A 26,684-nucleotide genomic window follows, 5' to 3' on the forward strand; every position below is an offset into this window, starting at 1 on the left:
TTTCGGCAGGCTCAACCTCTTCCAGCCTGCTTTTCGCGGTAATGCTCTCTGTGGTGCGCCAGATAACGTTGATGGCTGTCGTCCAACTTGACGACCATGTCCTTGTGAATGCCTAGCTTATTAGGGTCTTCCAAGTGACTGGAGATCAGAATGCGCCCTCTTCCATCAAAGCTAATAAGCTGCCGGTCGAAGACCTTGTCAAGATTGGGCACCAACAAAAGGCCATTATACGGGTCCAAGCGCTCCCTGTTATCCGCCTCTCGCCAGGACTTGATGTGGGAGGCGATCAATAAGCTCACACCCGGATACTGGGTCACCGCACAGCCGCGCCAATAGCCCACCAAGCCCTCCCGGAATTTGCCATGGCCCAGGCGGGTAGTACGCAGGGTGCTACGTTCGGTTTCCGAGAGAGAAGCATCGCTATCCAGATCGGCCAGGTCGTTGGTTAACGCATAATCTGTAGCATCTTTGAGAAACTGGCCGTAAAGGCGCAAAGCCGCACTGTACATACCGTGACCCATCTCATCTTTTACCTGAAAGGTCGGCTGGCTTTCGATGCAATAGCTCAGCAGCGGGTATTGCTCCACCGAACCCACATCAAAAAAAGATTCGATCAGCCCGTCCTTGCCTTGCAGCAGCTTCGGCAGCGCGTTGTTCAATGCGCCAGCATAGCTTTTGATCGCCCGTTCACTCTTGCCAATTGAATCAGTCCAGTGAGAAAAGTGCTTGCGACGATTATGAAGATTGGCCAACAGCGCCGCTTCGATTTGTGGCTGCATGGCCGAATCACAAAGCAGGTTAAATAGCGGTGTATCCAGCCAAGCGTAGTCAATCAGTTTCAGGGTTGCCCGTGGGCTGGGTGCCTTATGGTCTTCTACCCGTTTCTGGTACTCCTCTTCCTTACCCTTAACAGGCCGGTGATACCAGAAACCAGAGGATTGCAGGTAAAAGTAAGGAAACTCCGGGTTGTCCCGGTCATTGTTTTGCTTGAGCTGATTAAAACGTCTGGAGAAGGCCTTGCGCAGGGCATCATCAAAGCGGATTTGGTTATCTCGCAGTGTGCCTAAGCGGATCAGATCCAGAACGGCCAGCAACAGGCAGACCTTGTGAGGCCGGGGCCGCTCCTTGGTGCGGTCCATGCGCAGACTGCTGAGCTGATCCAGATACTGTGTCGGAGTCATTGTCCACTCCAGTAATCCGCCTGTTCCGGCTTCACCCAACGCACGCCCCCTCTGGGATCATCACTGTCTGCCTGATAGCGGGGAATGATATGGCAGTGCATGTGCGGGACGGTTTGGCCGGCTGCTTCGCCGCAATTCATACCGATGTTGTAGGCATCCGGGGCGTAGCGCTGATCCAGGTAATCTTTAGCCTGGTTGATCAACTCCATCACGGCGCTCTGCTCCTGCTCGGTGAGGCAGAACCAGTCGTTAGCGTGTCGTTTAGGGATCACCAGCAGATGGCCAGGAGAGACGGGGAATTTGTCTTCGCGAACATAGGCCAACGCATTTTTCAGGTCCGGGCCATCCGGCAAATAGGCCGGCACGATACAAAATGGGCACTCTGGCATTCCTATCCCCTTTATCTGCTTTGGCAATCCCTGCCTGAAGGCCATTCATTATTATTTGTGAACCTTATCACAAGGCTACGGAGCTACCAGCTTTGCTCACCATTTTTTCCTGTCTGTCTAACAGAGAGTATCGGGCTTTGCGCATGACAGTAACGGAGATGTATGAGGGAGAACGGGATCACCTCCCACAGTGAAGATCAAGGTTTGTTGAACCACCAAATTTCAGGCACAAAAAAGCCCGACTGTTTCCAGTCAGGCTTTTTTGTATCTCGATTGGTCGGGACGGGAGGATTCGAACCTCCGACCCCTTGCACCCCATGCAAGTGCGCTACCAGGCTGCGCTACGCCCCGAGATGTGCTTGGTAGGCAGTGCTACCAAAGCGGCGAGCATAATAGCGGATTTGATTGGGGGATGGAACCAGTAACGTACTGGTTGATCAGGGTTTAAGCGATGAAGACACAAGCGCCAAGTTGCAAGCAACAAGTCGGACTCATGCGGCGCCGAGACAGCAACGTCGTATCCGCTCTCCAGCCCGGCTTGTCAGACCGGGCCTGTGAAAAGGGTAGTTCCACCGAAAACTATAGCCGGCTGCCCATTCGCAGCCGAACGACCGCGCCTACGAGGTGAGCGGATTGCGGGGAAGCAGGCATGAAAAAACCCCGGAAGCGAGGCTGCCGGGGCTTCTTGCTTACAGGCAAACACCTGCAAGAGATCTGTCTGGATCAGGAGGCTTTAAGTACGTCTAGAACCTCTTCCATCTCCACAATCATCTGCTTGATGAGTTGATGATACTGTGTGACCTGCTCAGCGTTGGCGCCGCCAGAAAGCTGTTGACGGGCACCACCGATGGTAAAGCCCTGATCGTACAGTAAGCTGCGGATCTGACGAATCATCAGCACGTCTTGACGCTGATAGTAGCGGCGGTTACCACGGCGCTTTACCGGGTTGAGCTGTGGAAACTCCTGTTCCCAATAGCGCAATACATGCGGCTTGACGTCACATAGGTCACTGACTTCACCAATGGTGAAATATCGCTTCCCTGGAATCGCCGGCAATTCGTCGTTATGACTTGGTTCCAGCATACGCCTCAACCCGTTGTTTTAATTTTTGCCCTGGACGAAAGGTAACAACCCGGCGAGCGGTAATGGGAATCTCTTCACCGGTTTTCGGGTTCCGCCCTGGGCGTTCACTCTTGTCTCTGAGGTCGAAATTGCCAAAGCCTGAGAGCTTCACCGGAATATTATCTTCCAGCGAATGGCGGATTTCTTCAAAAAACATTTCCACCATTTCTTTGGCTTCACGCTTGTTCAAGCCTAATTCTTCGAACAAACGCTCGGCCATATCTGCTTTGGTCAGCGCTCCCATTAATAGCTCCCCTGCCCTTCCTTAATTCAGACCCTTAAGATGGCGTTAAACTGTTGTTTTAACTGGGATACTACGGCATCCACCAAGTCATTCACCTCTTGATCCTTAAGAGTGCGCGAACGGTCCTGGAAGGTCAAGCCCAAAGCGAGGCTTTTACGATTTTCACCAATGCTATCACCTTGATATATATCGAAAATATTGACCCCGGTGAGACGCTCGTCACAGGTAGAACGCACCGCCGCGATTAGCTCACCTGCGGGGATACTATCCTCCACCACGAAGGCCAGGTCACGGCGCATGCGTGGCTGATCAGACACCGACTGGAAGCTCGGTAGGACACCTTGCTGCAATGGCGCCTGGGCCAGCTCGAAGGCGTACAGCTGACCCGGCAGATCCAGATCTGCCGCTAGCCGTGGGTGAATCCGCCCCAGATAACCAACGATCTCGCCGTCACGTTTCAGCGCAGCGGTCTGTCCTGGATGCAACGCCGGATGCTCGGCGGGCTCGAAACTGAAGGCATCCGCATCGGACAAGGCCAGCAAGGCTTCCACATCCCCTTTCAGGTCAAAGAAATCTACCGGCCGTTTGCCTTCCCAGTTCTGCGGCTGGGCACTGCCGTAAAGCAGGCCGGCGATCATGGGCGTCTGGGCTAGCCCGCCTTCCACGTCTGCCGCATCGGTAGGGACAAAACGCAGACCGGTCTCGAACAGACGCAGGCGATCAGCCTGGCGGTTCAAATTGTGGCGGGCGGTACTGAACAATCCGGCCAACAGCGTGGTACGCATGACACCCAGATCCATAGAGATCGGGTTGAGCAATGGCAGCGGTTCTACTCGGGGTTCCACTTTAGCCAAGAGGCCTGGCTCTACGAAGGTGTAGGTAATAGCCTCCTGGTAGCCCCGGTCCATCAGGGTGTCGGCTAAACGCCGCAGTGCCACAATATGCTCTGGAACGGTATCACCGGAAGGTGAGCCCGCGGGCACGCGGCTAGGCAGTTTTTCATAGCCGTAAATACGCGCCAACTCTTCGATCAAGTCCTGTTCGATGGCCATATCAAAGCGCCAGCTGGGCGCCAGCACGCGCCACTCTTCGCCCTCATCCTTGGCTGAGATGTCCATGCCCAAGCGGCTGAGAATGTCTTCCACTTGTTGAGCGGGAAGGCCCATCCCCAGCAAGCCCTCGATGCGTTCGGCACGCAAGGTGAGCTCAGCCTGTTTGGGCAGCTGCGCTTCGTCCGCCGTTTCAGTGACAGGGCCAGCCTGACCGCCGGCAATTTTCTGGATCAAGGCAGTGGCGTATTCAATGGCATTGTTTTGCAGTTGTGGGTCGACACCCCGCTCGAAGCGGTGAGAAGAATCCGTGTGCAAACCGTAAGAGCGAGCCTTGCCAGCAATAGCCAACGGCGCGAAGAAGGCACACTCTAGGAAGATGTCTTGCGTGTCCGTGGTCACTGATGAGGGCTTGCCCCCCATCACACCGGCCAACGCCAAAGCAGCACTATCATCTGCGATCACTAGAGTGTCATCGCGCAGGGTCAGCTCCTGGTCGTCCAGAGTGGTGAGCTTTTCCTCAGCCTTGGCCTTACGGACGGTGATGCCACCGTTCAGTTTTGCCAGGTCGAATGCATGTAGCGGCTGGCCCAGCTCTACCAACACATAGTTGGTCACGTCCACAATCGGGTCGATGGTGCGCAGGCCAGCTCGACGCAGGCGCTCTACCATCCACAGTGGAGTGGCGGCATTGACGTCCACTCCTTTAATGACGCGGCCAAGATAACGGGGGCAGCCGGCGCTGTCCGCCAACGTCACGGTCAGGCTGTCGTCGATGGCAGGGGCCACTTTGCTAATGGAAGCTTCGGTGAGCGCCGTCTGGTTCATCACCCCTACTTCTCGCGCGATACCACGCAGGCTCAGGCAGTCCGCCCGGTTAGGCGTTAGATCTACCTCGATGACGGTGTCGTCTAGGCTCAGATAGTCACGGAAATCCGTGCCCACCGACGCATCTTCCGGTAGCTCCATCAAGCCATCAATCAGGTCTTCCAGGCCTAGCTCGGAAGCACCGCACAGCATGCCATTGGATTCCTGGCCACGCAGCTTGGCTTTCTTGATCTTGAAGTCGCCAGGCAGCACTGCACCCACTTGGGCGAAAGGCATTTTCAGGCCGACACGCACATTGGATGCACCGCAAACCACCTGCACCGTGTCGGTACCGTTTGTGACCTGGCAAACACTCAGCTTGTCTGCATCCGGGTGCGGTTCGCAGCTTTCAACCTGCCCAACCACAACACCGGTAAAGGCCGGTGCAGCGGGCTCCACGGCATCCACTTCCAAACCGGCCATGGTCAGTTGTTGTACCAGGGTCTCGGTATCAATGGCCGGGTTAACCCACTCCCGCAACCAGGCTTCGTTAAAACGCATTGTCGAAATTCCTTAAACTTGTTCGCGGGAGGCGTTAGCCAAACTGGGACAAAAAGCGGGTGTCGTTCTCAAAGAACAACCGCAAATCGTTTACGCCATAACGGAGCATGGCGATACGTTCGATGCCCATACCAAACGCAAAACCACTGTACTCTTCGGCATCAACGCCGCCGGCCTCAAGCACCGTTGGGTGCACCATGCCGCAGCCCATGATTTCGATCCAACCTGTGTGCGAACACACCCGGCAGCCTTCTCCACCACAGCTAACACAGCCCACATCGACTTCGGCGCTTGGCTCGGTAAACGGAAAATAACTGGGACGGAAACGCACCGGCAGATCTTCCACTTCAAAGGTGTAACGCAGGAATTCCGCCACGGTGCCACGCAGGTCCGCAAAGGTAATGCCCTTATCTACCAACAGGCCTTCCACCTGGTGGAACATGGGGGTATGGGTCAAATCCGAATCACAACGATACACTCGACCCGGGGCGATAATCCGGAACGGGGGCTTGCCCTGCTCCATCACCCGCACCTGTACCGGTGAGGTATGGGTACGCAACAAACGCCCATCACCAAAGTAAAAGGTGTCATGCATGGCCCGGGCCGGGTGATGGCTAGGGATATTCAACGCTTCAAAATTGTGGAAATCATCTTCCACTTCAGGGCCTTCGGAAATGTCAAAGCCCAAACGCAGGAAGAAATCTTCAATGCGACGGCGCATACGATTTACCGGATGCAACCCACCCGGCAACTCTCCACGCCCCGGCAGGGTGACATCAACGGTTTCACTGGCAAGCTGCTGTTTTAACGCCGCTTCCTCCATTGCACTCTTGCGATCGGCAATGGCGTCTTGGACTTTTTGCTTGCCTTCATTGATCACCGCACCCGCCTGCGGGCGCTCCTCAGCGCTCAGCTTACCCAAGCCTTTCATCAGGGCACTGATTTCACCCTTCTTGCCCAGGTACTTTACCCGCACATCATCCAAGGCCCGAATGTCGCCAGCCTGTTCGACCTCTGCCAGAGCAGCGTCGACCAGGGCATTGAGATTTTCCATTTAAGACTCCGCAGTCTTTAAATCAGAAGAAAGTTGAAAGTTGCAAAGCGCGATTCCAGAAAGATACGACCCGACACGGCTAAAGCCGCGCCCCAGTAAAGCGTGGGGAAAAGCCACTCGATTGGCATTAAAACCCAACCGCGTTTCAACTTTATACTTTCAACTTTCAACTGGTCTTTTTTCAAACAAAAACGGGGGAAGAGCGCGAACTCTTCCCCCGTTGAGTATGCTGTTCAGTCTAAGACCGAACAGTAAATCAGGCGGTGAGACTCGCTTTGGCTTTTTCGGCCAAAGCGCTAAAGGTTGCCTGATCGCGGACAGCGATGTCCGCCAGTACTTTACGGTCGATGTCGATGGACGCTTTTTTCAGTCCATTGATCAGACGGCTGTAAGACAGACCGTTCAAACGCGCAGCCGCGTTGATACGCACAATCCACAGACGACGGAATTGACGCTTACGAACCTTACGGTCGCGGTAAGCATACTGACCGGCTTTGGTAACGGCTTGTACCGCTACGCGGAATACACGACTGCGGGCACCGTAGTAGCCTTTAGCCTGCTTGAGAATTTTCTTGTGCCGACGGCGCGCCTGCACACCACGTTTTACTCGTGCCATTGTTTAGTCTCCAGATCCGTAAAAGTTATGCGTAGGGCATCATGCGTTTAACAAGAGCCACATCATTCTCGTGGACTTCCTGCTTCGGACGCAGTTTACGAATAGTCTTGGAAGACTTTTTGGTCAGAATGTGGTTTTTGAATGCCTGCTTGCGCTTGAAACCGGAGGCGGTTTTTTTGAAACGCTTGGCAGCCCCACGGTTTGTCTTGATTTTAGGCATGGTACCTTCTCAAGTTGATGAATTAATTAAACAGTCCGTTAGGACTGCTTCTTCTTTTTGCCCGGGCCGAGCACCATGATCATCTGGCGCCCTTCCATGTTCGGACGTTGCTCAACAGAACCGTATTCTTCCAAGTCCTTCTCGATACGAGCAAGAAGTTCCCGGCCCAGTTCCTGGTGAGCCATCTCCCGACCGCGAAAGCGGACGGTGATTTTTGCTTTGTCGCCGGCCTCAAGGAAACGAATGAGGTTACGCAGTTTCACATCGTAGTCACCGATATCGGTGCCGGGACGGAATTTGATTTCCTTGACCTGAGTCTGACGCTGCTTTTTGCGCCCCTCTTTGGCCTTTTGTTTAGCCTCGAACAGATGTTTGCCGTAATCCATAATTCGGCAAACCGGTGGTTCTGCACCAGGGGAGATTTCCACCAGATCCAGCTGTTTAGAAGTGGCCTTTTCCAAGGCGTCCTGCAGGCTGACGATACCGACCTGCTCACCATCCACATCAATCAACCGAACTTCGGTTGCCTGGATTTGCTGATTTGTATTGGCGCGCTGCTCGCGGCCTTTGCCTCCACGCTTAATGTCGTGAACCTCCAATCTGTTGTCGAAAACGAGGCGAGTAGCCTCACCGCCTCAGTAAATAGGCGCGCATTGTATGCCACCACAACGGGCACAACAACCCCGACCCTTACTCTGGCCGACGTACGCAACTAGCTGAAACGGAATGAGTTCTACCTGAAAGCCTAATCGAAGCACGGGCTACCCTTTTGAAGACTGGCCCCAACTCCCAGGAAGGATGGGTATTTTAAGCAAATCCGGTTACTTTTCAAGCATCACATCCATATTTACTTACGCGTGATGTTGCACTGTGCCGATTCCATTAATATAGTTGCCAGTAACAACATAAACGTTTAGACAATTATCTATGTCCTCCAGTACAGATCGTGCCGAACAGCTGTATGAAGCCGTCAATCAGTTGATACGGGTTCACCAGTTCCGCGATCGCGATTACATTTGTTCCCACGACGTATCCGTGGCTCAGTGCTATGCGCTCGAAACCCTAGTAAAGCGTGGCCCTTTACGGCTGCAGGCCCTGGCTTCGGAGATGTATCTGGACAAAAGCACGACCAGCAGAGTCGTCGACTCCCTGTTGCGCAAGGCATATGTGCTGAAAACCCCGGATCCGTCAGATCAACGCGCGGTGCAACTTTCGCTGACGCCTGAGGGCAAAAAACTGTATCAGACGATCCGCCAGGATTTGGTGGCTGAAGAAGCCTCAATGATAAAGAACCTGCCCCCGGAAGTGGTCGATGGCGCCCTGACCTTGATCCGCCAGCTGACCGCTGCGGCCCGCGCTCGCCTAGGCTCATAGCGGCATTTTTTTAACTATTTTGTTGTCAGTACCAACAGATCAAGAAGGATGACAGTATGCACAAAACACTCGCCACTCTCCCGGTCGCCGTTATCGGCGCAGGCCCGATTGGCCTCAGCGCCGCCGTTCATCTGCTTAATCGCGGCTACACACCCATCATCTTTGAGGCGGGCACGCAGGCCGGCGCCCATCTTGCTCGCTGGGGACATGTCCGCATGTTTTCACCCTGGTCGTACAACATCGACCCTGCCGCCGTTGAGCTGCTGAACCAAGGTAACTGGACCGAACCTTCGCTAGCGAAGTTTCCCACCGGGAAAGAGCTCCTAGAGCATTATGTATTGCCGCTAGCCAACCACCCCAAAATCGCCTCGCACCTGCACCTTAACAACCGGGTTCTCCATGTGAGTCGATGCAACCATGATGTATTACGCACAAAAGGACGGGACGACACCCCTTTTGTGCTCCGCATTGCAGGACCTGATGGAGAGCACGACGTCACCGCTCAAGCGGTAATCGACGCCTCAGGCACCTACCAAACGCCCAACTGGCTTGGCGCCCATGGCATTCCTGCATTAGGAGAAAATGCTGCGTCCAACGCCATTCGCTACGGCGTTCCTGATGTCCTTGGCGTTGACCGTGCACACTACACCGACAAATCGATACTTGTGGTTGGCGGCGGTCACTCGGCTTTTAATGCCTTACAAGACCTGGTTAGACTTTCAGAACAAAGCGCCGGCATGCAAGTGCATTGGGCTGTTCGCAGCGAACCCGTCACTAACGTAGTTCGCTCGCCTGCTAATGATGAACTCCAAGAGCGCAGAGCATTGGAGGTGCATATACAAGCGTTACTCGAGCAAGGCCGAATACACGTTCATACCGGCATTGAGGTCGACACCATTAGCCAAGACGGGAACCGCCTTATCGTACACAGTAATGGCAAGTCACTTCCTCCTGTTGACCGCATCATTGCGGCAACCGGCTTCCGTCCTGACCTCAGTGTGTTATCCGAGCTTCGCACCACTATCGATCCGGCCACACAAAGCCCCACCAGGCTAGCGCCTTTGATCGACCCAAACATGCACAGCTGTGGCTCCGTACCTGAGCATGGCGCAGCCGAACTGTCTCACCCTGAATCGAATCTCTATATCGTTGGCATAAAAAGCTACGGTCGGGCTCCCACTTTTTTGCTTCGCACCGGTTATAAGCAGGTTTTATCGGTGATCTCCGCGCTGGACAGCGAAGAGGAGCCAACTCCAGTTCAACCCTGCGCGGCACCCACGTGCCCGGGATGAATGTGCAGCCCGCTAAATATGGCTTTGTTGCCGCTTTGGGCCTTGCGCAACTGGTATCTTGGGGCGTGCTGTATTACAGCTTCCCCTTGATAGCAGAGGCGATGATTAACGACACAGGAATAAGCCGCAGTTCGATTTACGGTGCGGCCACTGCCGGCTTACTTCTCGCGGCAGCCATGGCTTATCCGGTTGGCACCCTGGTCGACCGTGGGCATGGCCGCAAGATTATGGTGGGGGCAACCTTCGCCGCATCACTAACCACGCTATTATGGTCCTATGCCGCAACGGCGCCCGCCTTTTATGCAGCCATCATTACGCTGGCTGGGCTTCAAGCCACATTGTTGTATGAGCCCGCTTTTGCTGTGGTGGTTCGTCAATTGAACATTCAGCAGGCACGCTCAGCCATTACCGCGATAACCCTTTGGGCAGGCTTTTCCAGCACCCTGTTCGTACCCTTGGTGCAGTCCATGCTGGATGCATTAGGCTGGCGCGGCACCTTGCTGTCTCTTGCCGCCATTAACCTGGCCATCGCCGCACCACTTTATTACTGGGCCATTCCGCCAGCCACAACAGCACGCAACGTCACACCACCCAAAACCGTCGCCGCAAATCAACCGTCCCTTTCCCCCATCTTGCGGCAGCCAACATTTTATCTTTTAAGCGCATCATTCTGTGCTTACATGGCCCTGTTTTCAGGTTTCACGTATCACCTCTACCCCCTGCTGGTCGCGCGCTCTGATGACACCCAATCCGTGGTCCTGGCCATAGCGCTCATTGGTCCTGCCCAAGTCGGTGCAAGGGTACTGATACTACTTTTCAAAAAGATCACGATAAGACAACTGGGCCTGCTCACCGGTATCACCTTCCCCGTTGCCATTGTGCTGCTCAAAGCTCCGCCCAGCACGCTAACGCTGGTTGCGCTGTGTCTACTCTACGGTGGCGCCAATGGCATCTTCACCATCGTTCGCGCAATGGCCGTTCCCGAGCTACTGTCCCGCCACTATTACGGGAGAATTAACGGCATCATGCTGATTCCCATGTCGCTGGCACGGGCCGTTGCACCTTGGGCAATTGCAGGCTACTGGACACATACGGGGAGCGTACAAGGAGCTATCAATTTGATACTCGGATTGGCACTGCTAGTGCCGGTGTTATTTGGCTTGGCGATCAACACCCGCCGTCGGAACTGTTAGCTATAAACCGTAACAAACCAACAGAAATGTAGAGAGAAGGAAGAGCTCTATCTGCCCTTTAGCAATTGGGCGCTAGACCGAACCTTCAGTGATTCGGCGCCGAGCATAAACGCCAACGATAACCTGTGTATTTCTTTGGATTAGGGCCAATCAGTAACTGAACGCCTTGTAGCACCTGAGACAACCATTGACGGCTGCCTCAGGCTGACGAAAGGCCTGCTAGCGGGGGTTTAAAACGTCTTCGCAGAAACCTAAACGTCGACCACCCTGCGGTTCATGCAGCCACTAGCCTTTAAGACCTTTGGCAATACGATCACCCAGCGTTTTATCAACATTGCACCAATACTCAATCGCGCGTTGCAGAACCCTCTCGGATACACCCGCAGACAGGTGACCAACAATGTTATCTACAAGGCGATCACGCTCTTCGTCGTTAAGTACCTCGCGTACTAAGGCTCCCGCCTGACCGAAGTCATCGTCGTCTTTGCGCAACGTGTACGCTTGGCGAACCATGTCGCCATCGGCATACCACTGCGTACCATCCTGGCCCCGTTGCGGATCAGCTTCTGGCCCACCGTAGGAGTTCGGCGCATAAACCGGATCGGAAACATTTTCGGTACGCCCCACTCCGTCCTTGCTGTAGCTGTTCACCGGACACTTTGGCTTGTTGACAGGAATCTGCTTGTAGTTCACCCCCAGCCGGTGACGGTGAGCGTCCGCGTATGAGAAGCCACGAGCTAGCAACATTTTGTCGGGGGACAAACCGATGCCGGACACGAGGTTATTAGGTTCAAATGCGGCTTGCTCCACCTCGGTGTGAAAATCAGTCGGGTTGCGGTTCAACGTCAGTTTGCCGACTTCCATTAAGGGGTAGTCACTGTGCGGCCACACCTTAGTCAAATCGAAAGGGTTTAACCGATAGGTCTTGGCATCCTCAAACGGCATGATCTGCATGTGCAGAGTCCAGCTTGGGTAATCGCCGTTTTTGATGGAGTCAAACAGATCACGGCGGTGATAGTCGCCATCTTTACCGGCCATGCTGTCGGCTTCATCTTGGGTCATGCATTCAATACCCTGATCGGTCTTGAAGTGGTATTTAACCCAAAACTTCTCATCCTTGGCGTTGATCCACATATAGGTATGACTGGAATAGCCATTCATGTGACGCCACGTCTTGGGTATACCGCGATCGCCCATCAACCAAGTCACCTGGTGCGCCGACTCAGGCGAAAGCGTCCAGAAATCCCATTGCATATCGTGGTCGCGTAGGCCGTTGTCGGCGCGACGTTTCTGCGAGCGGATAAAGTGCTGGAATTTCATTGGGTCCCGCACGAAGAAAACCGGCGTGTTATTACCCACCATGTCATAGTTGCCTTCACTGGTGTAAAACTTCAGCGAAAAGCCTCGTGGGTCACGCCAAGTATCTGGGCTGCCGCGCTCACCGGCTACCGTAGAAAATCGAATCAGAGTGTCCGTCTTGGTGCCGGGCTGAAATACTGCAGCTTTAGTGTATGCACTTACATCCTTGGTCACCTCGAAGTGGCCAAACGCACCGCCGCCCTTCGCATGGGGTTGGCGCTCTACGATACGCTCGCGATTGAAATTCGCCATTTGCTCAATCAAATAGTGATCGTGAAGGACAATCGGCCCGTCCGCTCCTATTGTGAGGGAGTGTTCATCACTGGCTACTGGGATGCCACCATCTGTTGTGGTGGGTTTCGCTGGTTTATCGCTCATGTGTTACTCCTGTATCGCTCATAGACCCCCAATGAACATTAAGAGTCTATCGCTGAGTAGTAATATTACGGCGCGTATTTCGGTATCGCACAGAGTGCGAGACCCATGAAAACACCATGATTAGAACATGCTTAAAAATTGTTCGCCCCCTTAACCGTGTACTGCAACAAAAACGATCCAAAAGGTCGATCCAAGTAGTACTCCCAAAACAACAACAACGCATTAAACCAATGGCCAGTTTTACTCGCTTTTACGAAACGTAATCGGCGGCCAAACAGAGACAAAAAAGCCCATGAGAAAATGGGCCTTTCTGTAAAATAATTCACCACAAACAATTGAACCAGAAAGAGAAACTGGGCGACGGCGCATCATCCAAGCGCACTTTCCCAACTCATCCAATTCGTTTCGAGGCATGAATTCGAGAAGCAAGCATTCAGGTATTAGCGTAATACTCTAAGCCACACCCTAAAGTCGCACTGAGAGGTTGAGGGCTCCGAATTCGTCGACCTCATTCTGGGCCTTGAACTCGCGGGTACGCGGGACGTGGTTATCGCTCAGGCGCACGTTCTACCAGGTCAAGGTAACGCCGAACGCGCCGGCTCGTTCTTGCGTTGGCTATTCCAGCCACGCGGCTCCTAAGAACCTGACATTTAGTGAATAATTTTCTGGGCCTGTTCGGCCAGCGAGGGCGTCCTGACCTTTTGTCCCTGTCTTTTTTGTATGCTCAAGCCATGGTGCTGATGGTGCGACGGAACCGGGCGAGCGCGAAGCCGAACAAGGCCGACCCAATCACGGCGATGGCGAGGAACTGCGGCCAGACCGCCGTGAAGCCCGCGCCGCGGTACAGAATCGCCTGGGCCAGCATCACGAAATGGGTATTGGGCGCGGCGAGCATGATGTACTGGACAGCCTCCGGCATGCTCTCGCGCGGTGTCGAGCCACCGGAGAGCATTTGCAACGGCAGCAGCACCAGCATGAGTAGCAAGGCGAACTGCGGCATGGAGCGGGCGACGGTGCCGAGGAAGATGCCCATCGAGGTGGTTGCGAAAAGATGCAGCGCCGCCCCGGCCAGAAATAGCGTAAGCGAGCCTTCGATCGGCACAGACAGCCAGCCCTGCACGACGACAGTAAGCGCGAAGGCGGTGGCGGCCAGGACCACCAGCCCCATCGCCCACACCTTGCTCGTCATAATCTCGAAAGGGGTGACCGGCATGACCAACAGATGCTCGACCGTGCCATGCTCGCGCTCGCGGATCAGCGCCGCGCCCGTGAGGACGATGGAGAGCATGGTCACGTTGTTGATGACCTGCATGATGGCGCCAAACCACGACTTGTTGAGCTGGGGATTGAAGCGCGCCCGCAGCGCCAGATCGACCGGTAACTCCGGAACCTCGCGGTAGCGCTGCGCGAAGGCCCGCACCTCGTCGCTCACAATGCTATGAATATAGCCGCTGCCGTTGAAAGCCTGGCTCATGCGCGTGGCATCGACGTTGAGTTGGATCGTTGGCCTGCGCCCCGCCAGCAGGTCGCGCTGGAAGTCGGGAGGGATGTCGAGGGCAAAGGTGTCGATGCCGGCATCCATGCGGGCATCCATCTCGGCCTGGTCGATCACGTCGGGGGGAACAAAGTACGGCGGGTAAAAGGCGCTGACGATGCGCCATGACACTGGAGAGCGATCCTCATTCACAATCGCGATCGGGGCCTTGTTGAAGGTCTCCGGCATGGCCGTGGCCGCCGTGTAGACCGAAATGGTGAAGGCGTAGACGATAAGCACAAGCATGATCGGGTCGCGGACGAGGCTGCGTAACTCTTTGACCCCAAGGTGGAGAATATTGGCAAGGCGCATGGGCTACCGCTCCTGCTTCTTGAGCAGCGCGGCGGACAGCACGGTCAGGACCGGCACGGCCAGCGCCAACGGGATGAAAGCGGCATGTAAATCGGAGAAATTGAGGGCCTTCGAGAAGGTGCCGCGCGCAATCATCAAGAAATGCGTGGTCGGATAGACCTCGCCAATCAGCCGGCCCATTCCTTCCAAGGACGACACCGGATCGATCATGCCCGAGAAGTTCGCTGCAGGCAGGATAGTGAGCACCGCCGTGCCGAAGATCGCCGCGATCTGGCTGCGCATGAAGGTAGAGATAAGGAGCCCCAAGGCCGTCGCGGTGCCGACATAGAGCAACGCACCCACTGCCAACGTCAGGAAGCTACCTTTCAGCGGCACGCCGAAGATGCTCACCGCGAGCAGCGTGAGCAGCAGGAAGCTCAGGAAGCTCAGCACGACATAGGGCAACTGCTTGCCGAGCAGGAATTCAAGCCGCGTCGTCGGCGTGACATAGAAATTGGTGATGGAACCGAGCTCCTTTTCCCGCACCACACTGAGCGCCGCGAGCATAGCCGGGATCAGCATAAGCAGCAGCGGGATCACCGCCGGCACCATCGCCACCAGGCTCTTGACGTCCGGGTTATAGCGAAACCGGGTCTCGATATTAACAAGTCCCGCCAAAGCCTCGCCGTAGCCGGCCTCACGCGCCTTGGTCGCCAGCCAGTGGGCATGAATCCCCTGCACATAGCCGCGAACGGTCTCTCCCCGTGCCGGCATGGCGCCGTCAATCCAGGCGCCGATTTCGACCCGCCGGCCCCGGGCGATGTCACGCGCGAAACCCGGCGGGATCTCGACCGCCAGACTAAGGTCGCCTTCGCGCATCCGCCGGTCGAGATCGGCATCATCGGTAATCGGCGCCCGCTCGACGAAGTACCGGGAGCCGGCGAGGTTAAGCGTATAATCGCGGCTGACGGTGGTCTGGTCGCGGTCCAGTACCGCGAAGGTGAGATCCTCGACATCAAGGCTGATCCCATAGCCCATCACGAACATCAGGATGACGCTACCGACCAGCGCCAACGTTAGCCGGATGGGATCGCGGCGCAACTCCAGCCCTTCGCGCCACGCATAGCTGAGCATGCGCCGGGGGTCAAACCGGCGTCGCCAGCCCTGTAGTTCGACATGGCCTGCTGACGCATCAACCAAACCGAGCGAAGCTATCCCTTCTGGTTGTCTCTCGGCCTCCTGCAACGCCTCCTCCAGATGCCCCACGAACGCCTCTTCCAGAGTCTCCACGCCCCGCTGGCTGATCAGAGCAGCAGGCGTATCGGTCACCAGCACCCGGCCGGCGTGCATCAGCGAAATGCGGTCGCAACGCTCGGCCTCATTCATGAAATGAGTGGAGATGAAGATAGTCACTCCATCCCGACGCGACAGCTCAGCCAGCATGCGCCAGAAAGCGTCGCGTGCAACCGGGTCGACACCCGAGGTGGGCTCGTCGAGGATCAGCATCTCGGGCTTGTGGATCATGGCCACCGCCAGCGACAGGCGCTGTCGGAGCCCGAGGGGCAGTCGGCCCGGCAAACTGTCCACCACGGTGACCAGATCAAAGCGCTCGATCATCTCCTCCACACGCTGCGGAATCTCGGCGGCGGGCACCTGGAACAACCGGGCGTGCAGTTCCAGGTTCTGCCGCACCGTCAGTTCGGTGTAGAGCGAAAAAAACTGTGACATATAGCCGACGCGACGACGGGTGGCGAGGTCGTGCGGGTCCACCTCCTGCCCGAACAGCCAGGCGCGGCCTTCACTCGGCGGCAGCAGGCCGGTCAACATCTTCATGGTAGTGGTCTTGCCGCAGCCGTTAGAGCCAAGGAAACCGAAGATCTCGCCCCTTGGGACTCTCAGGTTCACACGGTCTACGGCAGTGAAATCGCCGAAACGCATGGTCAGATCCTGCGCCTCGATCGCGGTATCGACAGCCTCTTCCGACCGCGATGGAATCTCAACCGCCCGATAATCCCGGCGCTTGTCTTCCGGCAGCAGCCGGATGAAGGCCGCTTCCAGCGAATCCATTCCTGTACGCTGTAATAAACCTTCGGGGCTGTCACAAGCCAGCACCCGCCCACCGTCCATCGCCGCCAACCAATCAAAGCGTGCCGCCTCCTCAATATAGGCCGTGGCCACCAGCACGCTCATACCGGCTCGGGAAGAACGAATCTCGGAGATCAATTCCCAGAACTGGCGTCGTGACAGAGGATCCACCCCAGTGGTCGGCTCGTCGAGGATCAGGAGGTCCGGATCATGGATCAGCGCGCAGCAGAGTCCGAGCTTCTGCTTCATCCCGCCGGATAGCTTGCCCGCCGCCCGATCGAGAAACGGCTTGAGTCCGGTGGCCTCGGTCAGCGCTTCGATGCGACGCGCCCGTTCGCCGCCGTCGTGCCCGAACAGGCGTCCGAAGAAGTCGAGGTTCTCGCGCACAGACAACGTCGGATAAAGGTTCCGCCCGAGCCCCTGCGGCATATACGCAACGCGCGGACCAACGCTACGGCGGTGGCGCGCATTGGCCATATCGCCGCCGAGCACCTCGACCTCACCCTCCTGAATCACGCGGGCACCCGCGATCAGCGCCAGCAGACTCGACTTGCCGACCCCGTCCGGGCCAATCAGCCCGGCCATACAGCCGGCCGGGATCTCAAGGCTAACGGAATCGAGCGCGTGGACCTCCCTGTAGCGCAAGGTCAGGTTCCTCAAGCGGGCGACCGGCATGGCGGCCAACTCGCTGTTATTGGACGTTTGGCTCGTATCCCGTTTCATTGTGGCAGCTTGAGTTGCAGTTCAGGGGGCCAGCTTGCCTGCGGGTCGAGGCGCACATAGACCATGCCGGGGAGGCCGGTCTTGACCTGGTGGAGGTGCTTCCTAAGCAGATCAGGGTCGATCCGCGCCTTGATGCGAAACATTAGCTTCTGGCGTTCTTCTTCCGTCTCCACCATCTTGGGCGTGAATTGTGCGACATCCGCGACGAACGAGATTTGGGCCGGTATCACGTATTGCGGAGCGGCGTCGAGCACGAGCCGCGCTTCGGTTCCCAACGCGACGCGCCCGGCTTGTTCTGTCGGCAGAAAGAAGGTCATGTAGACATCGGCGAGATCAACCATGTTCAGCACGACGCCGCCCGGAGAGAACACCTCGCCGGGCTGAGCGACGCGGTACTGGACACGACCGTCGCGCGGCGACTTCAAAACGCTGTCATCAAGGTCAGCCTGGATGCGCTGGATGGTGGCCCGCGCCGCGTCCACCGACGCCTGCGCCCCAATAACATCCGACTTGGCTCGTCCTATGGCCGCTTGGGCGGCGGCCGCCTGCGCTTCCGCGGCGCCGACTGCGGCTTTCGCCGCCTGGAAGGCGGCACGATCGTCATCCCGCATGGACAGGGCCGCGGCCCCTTTCAAAGCCAACTCTTCTGTACGGTCAAGGCGCTTCTTCGCAGCATCGAGTTCGGCCTTCCTCTGAGCAATGAACGCCTCGGCCGCTTGCTTCTCGGCTTCTCGCTGGGTCACCTGGCTTTGCGCAGTCTCTATGCCGATAAGCGCGCGCCGCAACTGCGCCTGGGCCTCGCGCAGTTGTGCCTCCAGAACGACCGAATCCATTTTCGCCAGCACCTGCCCGGCGCGGACAAAGTCGCCTTCGTTAGCCAGGATCTCCTTGACCCGGCCCGCAGTCTTGGCCGCGACGTCGATCTCAACGGCCTCGATTCGGCCGTTGCCAGCAGCAAAGCCTTCTGGCAAACCCTTTGGTTGAACAAACCACCACGCCCAAGCGCCTAGGCCGACGACAATCGCGGCGACGACGACCCGAGCAATGTTCACCCTTATGAGCCGCTTCAATGTCAGTTTTTGACCCGAATTTCTGTCCATCATAAAAATTCCTGCTGCTCTTGTGGAACATCGGCGGAACTCGGCATCGATCAGCCAGCACAGATAAGGCAAAGCAACTTGACGCTATACGGTTATAACAGTTTTCAGATTGCTCCAAGAGAAAGTTATTCAAGCCCTCTGTACCATGCCCCCTTCAACCTACCTCTCATGTCTCGATAATACCACCTTGGATACCACGCTCAATCGATGCTCCTCGCTGCCATCATTTGCCAAAGACTGCCAGATATAAAAACAAAAAAGGCCCATGAAAACATGGGCCTTTTTTGTCATTAAATGCCAGTTAGTACCAGCTAGTGCCTAACGAGTGATCATTCCCACTCGATAGTTGCTGGTGGCTTGGAAGAAATATCGTAGGTCACCCGACTAATACCTGGAATTTCATTGATGATCCGGCTGGAAACCAGTTCCAGGAAATCATAGGGTAGGTGCGCCCAGCGGGCGGTCATGAAGTCGATGGTTTCCACTGCTCGCAGGGCCACCACGTATTCATAGCGACGGGCATCACCCACCACGCCGACCGATTTCACTGGCAGGAACACCGCAAAAGCCTGACTGGTTTTGTGATACAGGCCTGCCGCTCGCAGCTCTTCAATGAAGATATGATCCGCTAGACGCAAGGTGTCAGCATATTCCTTCTTCACTTCACCCAGGATACGTACGCCCAGCCCCGGTCCAGGGAAAGGATGGCGGTAAACCATGTCGTAGGGCAGCCCCAGCTCTAAGCCAATTTTGCGCACTTCATCCTTGAACAATTCACGCAAAGGCTCAACCAGCTTGAGCTTCATATCTTCCGGTAGGCCACCCACGTTATGGTGGCTCTTGATAACATGGGCCTTGCCAGTCTTACTGGCGGCGGACTCAATCACGTCCGGGTAGATAGTGCCTTGGGCGAGCCAGTTAGCGTTCTGCAATTTGCTCGCTTCATCACCGGGATCGGCAGCCATTATGTTTGGCAACAGTCAGCCTGGATGCAGAAAAACGGTTTTGCCCTCGGGGTTAACCTGAGCTTCTTTACTGCTGCTTTGTTTTTTAGAGAGTTCCTGGATCTCAAGTCCTATACCCGGGTGATCACTATCGCCTGGTACATCATCACCATCTACTGGGCTTTGGGCTTGATATCGCTGATTGGTTTCGGCTGGTTCCCCGGTTTCGCTCTGGAAAGCTCACTACTGAGTTGCATTTGCGCTGTCATAGGTACCGTGTGGTTACTTGCTCTGGGCAATATTTCTGCCCGCTATTACGCGGTCGCCTGGGGTGCATTGCTGGTTTGTACCATGTTCACCATTCTCATGGTCGCAGGAATATTACCTTACAACGACATTACCGAATACAGCCAAATGGTGGGCTTCCTGATTGAAATGTTGTTGCTTTCCATTGCGTTGGCGGCGCGCATAAACCGGGAGAGAACGCAGCGAGAATTGCAACAAAAGAACATGCTGAAACTGCAGATGGAAATCAACCGCGAAAGAGACAATAAAATACAAGCTCAGGAACACATACTGAAACTTGAAAAAGAAGCCAAACAGGAACTGGAATATCGCGTTCAGGAACGCACTTTGGAACTGCAAAAGGCAATGCACGATCTGCAGAGCGCCAACAACGAAATGGCCAGACTCACCGTAACGGATTCATTAACGCTGCTTCACAACCGGCGTTATTTTGATGAAATCCTGGAAAAAGAGCTCATACGATCCAATCGCTCACAACAGCCAGTTTCGTTAATCCTGATCGATATCGACCACTTTAAACAGTTTAATGACAACTATGGGCACCTGGTCGGAGATGAATGCTTACGGGCGGTAGCGCTGGCACTTAAAAATGAAATTTCCCGCAAGAGTGATCTGGCTGCCCGTTATGGTGGCGAGGAATTTGCGGTCATTCTTCCAGATACCAATGGCTCGCAGGCAATCACCGTCGCGGAGAACATCCGCAACACGATTCAGAATCTGGTGTTCAAACACCAGGATCTGCGAATCCCCATCAGCGCCAGCCTGGGAATCGCCAGCGTCGTCGCGGATAAGGGATACACCCCATCCGACCTGATAGAAATGGCGGATTCCGGCTTATATCAGGCTAAAAATCAGGGCCGCAATCGCTGCGTCGCGGTCGGTGGTGCCCGTAAACAAAGCACCTGAACACACCTCCCCAGCCATTGCGGCCAACACCCTCCTTGCTACCTGCCTATTGACTCGGCATAATTGTCGTTATATTTTGTATGACATTAATTGTTGAGTACAGGAGCGCATCCCTTGGCACGTAACCCATCGACTACGAAACGGCGGGGACGCAAACCCGCTTCCGACGAGGAGCGTAAAGACCGAATTATCCAGGCTCGGGTGCCAGAGGATCTGGAAACCACCCTGAAACAGGCAGCGGAGAAGCGGCGCATGTCTGTATCCCATCTGATACGCAACGTGTTGGAGGATACCTTTACCCTGGTGGACCACATTGTCGCAGATTCCAGCGCGTTGGTGGAACAGGTTAGCAGAGACGCCAAGCGGGTGGCGGCCAGTGTTCGGGGCGACGATTGCCCACAGAAGAAGCTGTCCACCCAGACGCTGCTGGATAACATCGAAGCCTGGCAAGATGTCATCGTCAATAAACCGGGACACTGCATCGAGTGTGAAGCGGAGCTAAAACGTGGGCAGCGGGCCTACCGGGGGCTCAGTCAGCTGCAGGGCATTCCGCCGGTATGGCTGTGTGAAGATTGCATAGAAAAGCTTTAACGGACCCGCCTATGACTACACAAATCATTTTCTGGAGCAAAAGATGAATCCAACATCCTCGCAAACGGCACGCAATGAGGGCCTTCGAGTGTGGCTCAATGTGCTTAACGCTTCGCTATCAGCAGTCGAGCAGACTGTCTGGCAAGGCCGTGATCTGGCAGAACAAACATTGGCGGCCTGGACAAAAATAGTGCAAGGAGCGGAAGGTGCTATTGAGGAATATCAGGCGATTGCTGAACAGGCAGCACAATGGCCGGAACGGGTAAAACGCATGAAGGAAACCGGCTGGATGCTGGCAAAAGTCGCCAGCAGCTACCGCGTGTGGGGCATAAAATCGGCTTTTTTGCGGCGCTGTGATACGGAGAAAGCCTTTAACAAACTGCATCGAAAAAACGCCAGACTGTTTCGCGATGTTTCGCTAAAACAGGGTGGTGCGTTCCTTAAAATTGGTCAGTTACTTTCTGCCCGGGCTGACATTCTGCCTAAACCCTGGGTTGAGGAGCTCAGGGTATTGCAGGATCAGGCTCAGCCAATTCCATTTAGTGCAGTGAAGCACACTCTGGAGATCGAATTCGACGCGCCACTGGAGACGCTGTTTCAGGTTTTCGATCAGCAACCCATTGCCGCCGCCAGTATTGGACAAGTACATCGGGCGCAGTTGCACGACGGCCAGTGGGTGGCGGTTAAGGTACAGCGTCCCGGACTGGATCGCATTATGGATCTGGACATGGCCATGCTTAAACTGTTTGCCAGCAGCATCCAATCAATGCTGCCGCCGACGGATCTGGACACAATTACCGACGAAATTGAACGTTCGATTCGGGAAGAGCTGGATTACCGTATCGAAGCCAAATGGATGCAACAGGTCGGAGACTTTCTCAATCCGGTTGCGGGCATTGTCGTTCCTAAGCCAATATCGGCGTATTGCACGGAAAAAGTGCTGGTCAGCCAGTTCATTGAGGGAACGCCATTAATGGTTGCGCTCGATCAACGCCAGGCCACTGGTGATCATGAAGCGGTTTCCGATCTTTTGGGCCGGTTACTGGATTTGTATCTGCGACAGGTGCTGCAATCAGGGGTATTTCAAGCCGATCCACATCCAGGGAATTTTTTGGTGACAAAAGACAACAGACTGGTACTTCTCGACTTTGGTTGCACCATGGCACTATCGGATTCCTTCCGCGAAGGCTATTTTAAAGTGCTGGGTGCCACCTTGATGAGCGAACGTGATAATATGGCGTCGTTATTGTTAGGCATGGGTTTTAAAACCCGCAGCGGTAAACCGGATACCCTGCTGGCTTTTGCCGATGCCCTCTTATCCCAGATCCAGCAAGCCGCATTCAAACAAAGCAACGATGCCGGTTATTGGCCGACGCAGTCTGAAATCGTCGACAAAGCCAAGTCGCTGATGGCAAAAGCCGAAGCTGACCCGGTAGAAAAAATGCCTTCCGAATTCATAATGCTGGCGCGGGTCTTTACAACTCTCGGTGGTTTATTTGTTCATTACAAACCCAATCTCGACGTCAACCAATATCTGTTCCCCCACCTCGTGGGACCGGCTCTCAGCCAGGCACTATAAACCCTTAATGGCGGGCTGCCGATGAGAACAGCCCCACTAGCGGAATTCATTGCCATCGCTGCCACCATGATTTCCATGGTGGCACTGTCCATTGATGCCATGCTGCCTGCGCTGCCGGATATCGGCAATGAATTTGCCTTAAGCGATAAAAACGACCAGCAACTTGTCATCACCTTCCTGTTTCTGGGTTTGGGAATCGGGCAATTGGTGTATGGTCCGATGTCCGATGCCACAGGCAGAAAACCGGCGCGTATAGGAAGAATAAACACCCTTTTCACCCAGGTCCAGCAGTAGCGGCCTGTGGTTGAATTGCATGGCAGCCGTCTTGCAACCCTGTATGCTCACCAGAATCCGGCTGGCATGAAGCCCGGTGCGCTGAAAACTCCCCCTCTTTTCTCCACGGCTGACTCCATACCCGCTACCCGGCACGGCGAATCCCTGCCGCGGCGCTGTGAGCGCAGCATTTTGATTGGTATCGTTGGCTTTCAGGCTCGTCAGTCAAACAGACCCAGGGGCAGCTCAGCCGGTGGCGCCCGGCTTTCGGGTAACGCCCTGGACTCGCTGGTTTCGGCTTTGTGCTCCAGGTGATCGAGGATCTGCTTGATCACCACCGGATCTTCAATACAGGCAATCACCTTCATGGCGCCGCCGCAGGCGCTGCAGGTCTCAATGTCGATATTGAAAACACGCTTGAGCCGCTGTGCCCATGTCATCGACGCTCGCCGTTGTGCTGGTGTTGCCGGTTCATCGGCTATCCTGACCTTGTTGCCCCTGCCCCGCTTTGCCGGTGTCACCAAGGCCCGGTGCTTACTGTTGGGCGCAAACACCCCATGAAACCGGGTAAGGTTCACACGCGGCTTCGGCACCAGCGCCGCCAGTCTTGCGATGAAGTCCAGCGGCTCAAAGATCACGTGCGTGGTGCCGTCCCGGTACGGCGTCTTGAGCTGGTAGCGGACGTTGCCGCCTCGTGTTAACGACAGCCGCTTCTCGGATACTGCCGGGCGGCTGATGTACCGGCACAGCCGTTCGAGCTTCTTACGTTCATCGGCCCTGGCCGCCACGCCGGCGTGCAGGGAGAACCCGGCCACCTTACCTACCCCGTCATCAAACGGCTCGTCACGTGCCGGCAGGGTTTGCAGGCTGAACACCTTGCGCCCTGCCTGTGGGCCAACGGCGATTCGGTAGGTGATGGAATGCCCCTGTAGTGAATTCATCGCCTCGTCGTCCACCGCATCCGAAGCCAGGTAGCTGTTCTCCGCGTCTCGTTCCAGCAAACCCTGGCGTTCCAGAAAGCGGCCGACCCGCTGGGCGATGGTATGTGCCAGTTGGGTGAGTTCCTGGCTGGTCGGTGCCTTGACCCAACGAAACCGGGCGGTTCCACTGAGGTGATCGACATACACGCCGTCGAGGAAAAGCATGTGAAAATGGATATTGAGGTTCAGCGCCGAGCCAAATCGCTGGATGAGGGTGACTGCACCCGTCCCGGCCGTGTGGTGTGTATAGCCTGCTTTCTTGACCAGATGCGTGGCAATGACGCGGTAGACAATGCCCAGCACCCGGCCCATTATCCCGGGTCGGCTGGCAAACAGAAAGCGCAATGGAAACGGGAAACTCAGCACCCACTGGCGCATGGGTTGTTCAGGCAGTACTTCATCAACCAGCAAGGCGGCACTTTCGGCCATCCGCCGCGCCCCACAGCTCGGGCAGAAACCGCGACGCTTACAGCTGAAAGCGACCAGGTGCTCGGCGTGGCAAGACTCGCAGCGAACCCGTAGAAAGCCATGCTCCAGCCGCCCGCATTGGAGAAATTCTTCAAATTCCCGTTGCACATAGCCCGGCAATTCCTTTCCCTGCTCTGCCATAAGCGCAGCGAATGCCGGGTAATACTCGTCAACGATCTGATAGAGAAGGGTTTGCTCGGGTCGGTGGCTCTGGTAACGACCAGTATCCCGATCCCGGCTGGCCGTCCTGGCCGCCACATGAGGCATGTTCCGCGTCCTTGCAATACTGTGTTTACATACAGTCTATCGCTTAGCGGAAAGTTCTTTTACCCTCAGCCGAAATGCCTGCCGTTGCTAGACATTGCCAGCCAGTGCCCGTCACTCCCACTCGATAGTTGCAGGTGGCTTGGAAGAAATATCGTAGGTCACCCGACTAATACCTGGAATTTCATTGATGATCCGGCTGGAAACCAGTTCTAGGAAATCATAGGGTAGGTGCGCCCAACGGGCGGTCATGAAGTCGATGGTTTCCACTGCTCGCAGGGCCACCACGTATTCATAGCGACGGGCATCACCCACCACGCCGACCGATTTCACTGGCAGGAACACCGCAAAAGCCTGACTGGTTTTGTGATACAGGCCTGCCGCTCGCAGCTCTTCAATGAAGATATGATCCGCTAGACGCAAGGTGTCAGCATATTCCTTCTTCACTTCACCCAGGATACGTACGCCCAGCCCCGGTCCAGGGAAAGGATGGCGGTAAACCATGTCGTAGGGCAGCCCCAGCTCTAAGCCAATTTTGCGCACTTCATCCTTGAACAATTCACGCAAAGGCTCAACCAGCTTGAGCTTCATATCTTCCGGTAGGCCACCCACGTTATGGTGGCTCTTGATAACATGGGCCTTGCCAGTCTTACTGGCGGCGGACTCAATCACGTCCGGGTAGATAGTGCCTTGGGCGAGCCAGTTAGCGTTCTGCAATTTGCTCGCTTCATCGTCGAAGATATCGATAAAGGTATTACCGATAATTTTGCGTTTTTTCTCCGGGTCCGCTTCACCGGCCAGTTTTCCGAGGAAGTTGTCTTCCGCGTCCACCCGGATCACCTTAACACCCATGTTATCGGCAAACATTTCCATTACTTGGTCACCTTCCTGGTGACGCAACAGACCGTTATCGACAAACACACAAGTGAGCTGATCGCCGATTGCCTTGTGCAGCAACGCTGCGACCACGGAAGAATCCACCCCGCCGGAAAGCCCCAGGATCACCTCGTCGGTGCCTACCTGCTCACGGATGGTATCAATGGCATCGCTGATGATGTTGCTCGGCGTCCAAAGCGCCTCACATTCACACAGCTCGCGTATAAAGCGTTCCAGCAGACGACCACCTTGCAAGGTATGGGTCACTTCCGGATGAAACTGAATGCCATAGAAGCGCTTTTCGTCATTGGCCATGCCAGCAATGGGACAACTGCCGGTGGTGGCGGTGGCCACAAACCCCGCTGGCATTTCACCAACACGATCGCCATGACTCATCCATACATCGAGGAATTCCTTGCCCTGTTCTTCATGGTCAACGATGCCATCAAGCAGCGCATTAGGCTCTGCTTTTTCCACACGGGCATAACCGAATTCATGTTTTTCGCCAGCGATGACCTTACCGCCCAACTGCTCGGCCATTGTCTGCATGCCGTAACAGATACCCAGCACCGGAATGCCCGCTTCGAATACGGCTTGAGGCGCCCGTGGCGTTTGCGCTGCGGTAACAGATTCAGGGCCACCGGAAAGGATGATGCCTTTGGGCGCGAATTCGGCCAGCTCTTCAGCCGTCATGTCAAAGGCACGAATTTCGCAATATACCCCGATTTCACGCACACGACGCGCAATCAGTTGAGTGTATTGGGATCCGAAGTCCAGAATGAGAATGCGCTGGGCATGAATGTCTGTCATTGGGGTCTATCCCGGTGGTTGCCGGCGGTTAGAGCCGAACCTGGTTAGAACGGACCAAGCGCCAAATATTTGCCGCCTAGCACTTTAAAAAGAAAAATCGGTCGAGCGCGGCTCG

22 protein-coding genes, 1 tRNA gene and 1 pseudogene are annotated in these 26,684 nt (G+C 55.6%); 7 read left to right on the plus strand and 17 right to left on the minus strand.

Annotated elements, in window-relative coordinates; all coding sequences use genetic code 11:
• Window positions 1–11 precede the first annotated feature (11 nt).
• From AS19_RS09445 to infC, 10 genes are all read right to left on the minus strand, one after another.
• Window positions 12–1,181: an HNH endonuclease gene (locus tag AS19_RS09445; RefSeq protein WP_052753757.1), complete on the minus strand. Its 1,170-nt coding sequence runs from the start codon at window positions 1,179–1,181 to the stop codon at window positions 12–14.
• The gene (locus AS19_RS09450; protein WP_035461290.1) at window positions 1,178–1,570 is read right to left on the minus strand and encodes an HIT family protein; all 393 of its coding nucleotides are present in this window, start codon (window positions 1,568–1,570) and stop codon (window positions 1,178–1,180) included. Before AS19_RS09450 ends, AS19_RS09445 begins: the two co-directional genes overlap by 4 nt.
• Window positions 1,571–1,844: 274 nt before the next feature.
• Window positions 1,845–1,921 (minus strand) — tRNA-Pro (locus AS19_RS09455).
• Window positions 1,922–2,293: 372 nt separating this feature from the next.
• On the minus strand, window positions 2,294–2,653 hold the full coding sequence (locus AS19_RS09460) for a MerR family transcriptional regulator (RefSeq protein WP_011589116.1): 360 nt from the start codon (window positions 2,651–2,653) through the stop codon (window positions 2,294–2,296).
• A complete protein-coding gene (gene ihfA, locus AS19_RS09465) occupies window positions 2,634–2,936 on the minus strand; it encodes an integration host factor subunit alpha (protein ID WP_011589117.1) in 303 nt (100 codons plus the stop codon). Before ihfA ends, AS19_RS09460 begins: the two co-directional genes overlap by 20 nt.
• 26 nt (window positions 2,937–2,962) lie before the next feature.
• Window positions 2,963–5,353, minus strand: coding sequence for a phenylalanine--tRNA ligase subunit beta (gene pheT / locus AS19_RS09470; RefSeq protein ID WP_046962004.1), 2,391 nt, complete (start codon window positions 5,351–5,353; stop codon window positions 2,963–2,965).
• Window positions 5,354–5,387: 34 nt separating this feature from the next.
• Complete coding sequence (pheS, locus tag AS19_RS09475; protein ID WP_011589119.1) at window positions 5,388–6,407, minus strand: phenylalanine--tRNA ligase subunit alpha; 1,020 nt, start codon at window positions 6,405–6,407, stop codon at window positions 5,388–5,390.
• 256 nt (window positions 6,408–6,663) lie between these two features.
• Window positions 6,664–7,023, minus strand: a complete 360-nt coding sequence (rplT, locus tag AS19_RS09480; RefSeq protein ID WP_007151143.1) for a 50S ribosomal protein L20 — start codon at window positions 7,021–7,023, stop codon at window positions 6,664–6,666.
• Between the two features lie 25 nt (window positions 7,024–7,048).
• Window positions 7,049–7,243, minus strand: coding sequence for a 50S ribosomal protein L35 (gene rpmI, locus AS19_RS09485; RefSeq protein ID WP_007149690.1), 195 nt, complete (start codon window positions 7,241–7,243; stop codon window positions 7,049–7,051).
• 38 nt (window positions 7,244–7,281) lie between these two features.
• Complete coding sequence (gene infC / locus AS19_RS09490) at window positions 7,282–7,827, minus strand: translation initiation factor IF-3 (protein WP_035461397.1); 546 nt, start codon at window positions 7,825–7,827, stop codon at window positions 7,282–7,284.
• Window positions 7,828–8,170: 343 nt separating this feature from the next.
• Between infC and AS19_RS09495 the strand changes: the two genes are divergently transcribed.
• Genes AS19_RS09495 through AS19_RS09505 form a run of 3 tightly spaced genes read left to right on the plus strand, consistent with a single transcriptional unit; the run spans window position 8,171 to window position 11,102 of the window.
• The gene (locus AS19_RS09495) at window positions 8,171–8,617 is read left to right on the plus strand and encodes a MarR family winged helix-turn-helix transcriptional regulator (RefSeq protein WP_035461294.1); all 447 of its coding nucleotides are present in this window, start codon (window positions 8,171–8,173) and stop codon (window positions 8,615–8,617) included.
• 56 nt (window positions 8,618–8,673) lie between these two features.
• Window positions 8,674–9,909: an FAD-dependent oxidoreductase gene (locus AS19_RS09500; RefSeq protein WP_046962005.1), complete on the plus strand. Its 1,236-nt coding sequence runs from the start codon at window positions 8,674–8,676 to the stop codon at window positions 9,907–9,909.
• Window positions 9,906–11,102: an MFS transporter gene (locus tag AS19_RS09505; RefSeq protein ID WP_046962342.1), complete on the plus strand. Its 1,197-nt coding sequence runs from the start codon at window positions 9,906–9,908 to the stop codon at window positions 11,100–11,102. The genes AS19_RS09500 and AS19_RS09505 overlap by 4 nt, the downstream gene beginning before the upstream one ends.
• 285 nt (window positions 11,103–11,387) lie before the next feature.
• Here the strand turns inward: AS19_RS09505 and AS19_RS09510 are convergent, their stop codons facing one another.
• From AS19_RS09510 to AS19_RS09530, 5 genes and pseudogenes are all read right to left on the minus strand, one after another.
• A complete protein-coding gene (locus AS19_RS09510) occupies window positions 11,388–12,839 on the minus strand; it encodes a catalase (RefSeq protein ID WP_011589124.1) in 1,452 nt (483 codons plus the stop codon).
• 724 nt (window positions 12,840–13,563) lie between these two features.
• Entirely contained in the window at window positions 13,564–14,685 is a 1,122-nt protein-coding gene (locus tag AS19_RS09515) for an ABC transporter permease (protein WP_011589126.1), read from the minus strand.
• A gap of 3 nt (window positions 14,686–14,688) precedes the next feature.
• Window positions 14,689–17,472 carry a ribosome-associated ATPase/putative transporter RbbA gene (gene rbbA, locus AS19_RS09520; RefSeq protein ID WP_011589127.1) on the minus strand — a complete coding sequence of 928 codons (2,784 nt, stop codon included), beginning with the start codon at window positions 17,470–17,472 and terminating at the stop codon, window positions 14,689–14,691.
• The gene (locus tag AS19_RS09525) at window positions 17,469–18,575 is read right to left on the minus strand and encodes an HlyD family secretion protein (protein ID WP_197463551.1); all 1,107 of its coding nucleotides are present in this window, start codon (window positions 18,573–18,575) and stop codon (window positions 17,469–17,471) included. The genes rbbA and AS19_RS09525 overlap by 4 nt, the downstream gene beginning before the upstream one ends.
• A gap of 326 nt (window positions 18,576–18,901) precedes the next feature.
• Window positions 18,902–19,519 (minus strand): annotated as a pseudogene (locus AS19_RS09530) (GMP synthase (glutamine-hydrolyzing)); the annotation flags it as partial.
• On the opposite strand from AS19_RS09530, the gene AS19_RS09535 reads away from it, so the two are divergent.
• From AS19_RS09535 to AS19_RS14105, 4 genes are all read left to right on the plus strand, one after another.
• Window positions 19,421–20,728, plus strand: a complete 1,308-nt coding sequence (locus AS19_RS09535) for a diguanylate cyclase (RefSeq protein ID WP_158319818.1) — start codon at window positions 19,421–19,423, stop codon at window positions 20,726–20,728. The pseudogene AS19_RS09530 and the gene AS19_RS09535 overlap by 99 nt on opposite strands.
• Window positions 20,729–20,842: 114 nt before the next feature.
• The gene (locus AS19_RS09540) at window positions 20,843–21,319 is read left to right on the plus strand and encodes a hypothetical protein (RefSeq protein WP_046962006.1); all 477 of its coding nucleotides are present in this window, start codon (window positions 20,843–20,845) and stop codon (window positions 21,317–21,319) included.
• 43 nt (window positions 21,320–21,362) lie between these two features.
• Complete coding sequence (locus tag AS19_RS09545; RefSeq protein WP_046962007.1) at window positions 21,363–22,898, plus strand: AarF/ABC1/UbiB kinase family protein; 1,536 nt, start codon at window positions 21,363–21,365, stop codon at window positions 22,896–22,898.
• A gap of 21 nt (window positions 22,899–22,919) precedes the next feature.
• Window positions 22,920–23,192 carry a hypothetical protein gene (locus AS19_RS14105; RefSeq protein ID WP_046962008.1) on the plus strand — a complete coding sequence of 91 codons (273 nt, stop codon included), beginning with the start codon at window positions 22,920–22,922 and terminating at the stop codon, window positions 23,190–23,192.
• A gap of 200 nt (window positions 23,193–23,392) precedes the next feature.
• Here AS19_RS14105 and AS19_RS09555 read toward each other — a convergent pair whose 3' ends face one another.
• Both AS19_RS09555 and guaA read right to left on the minus strand, forming a co-directional pair.
• The gene (locus AS19_RS09555; protein WP_046962009.1) at window positions 23,393–24,886 is read right to left on the minus strand and encodes an IS91 family transposase; all 1,494 of its coding nucleotides are present in this window, start codon (window positions 24,884–24,886) and stop codon (window positions 23,393–23,395) included.
• Between the two features lie 111 nt (window positions 24,887–24,997).
• Window positions 24,998–26,569 carry a glutamine-hydrolyzing GMP synthase gene (gene guaA / locus AS19_RS09560; protein ID WP_011589129.1) on the minus strand — a complete coding sequence of 524 codons (1,572 nt, stop codon included), beginning with the start codon at window positions 26,567–26,569 and terminating at the stop codon, window positions 24,998–25,000.
• Window positions 26,570–26,684 lie beyond the last annotated feature (115 nt).

Origin of the sequence: Alcanivorax sp. NBRC 101098 (assembly GCF_001010505.1) — a bacterium.
Taxonomy (GTDB): domain Bacteria; phylum Pseudomonadota; class Gammaproteobacteria; order Pseudomonadales; family Alcanivoracaceae; genus Alcanivorax; species Alcanivorax borkumensis.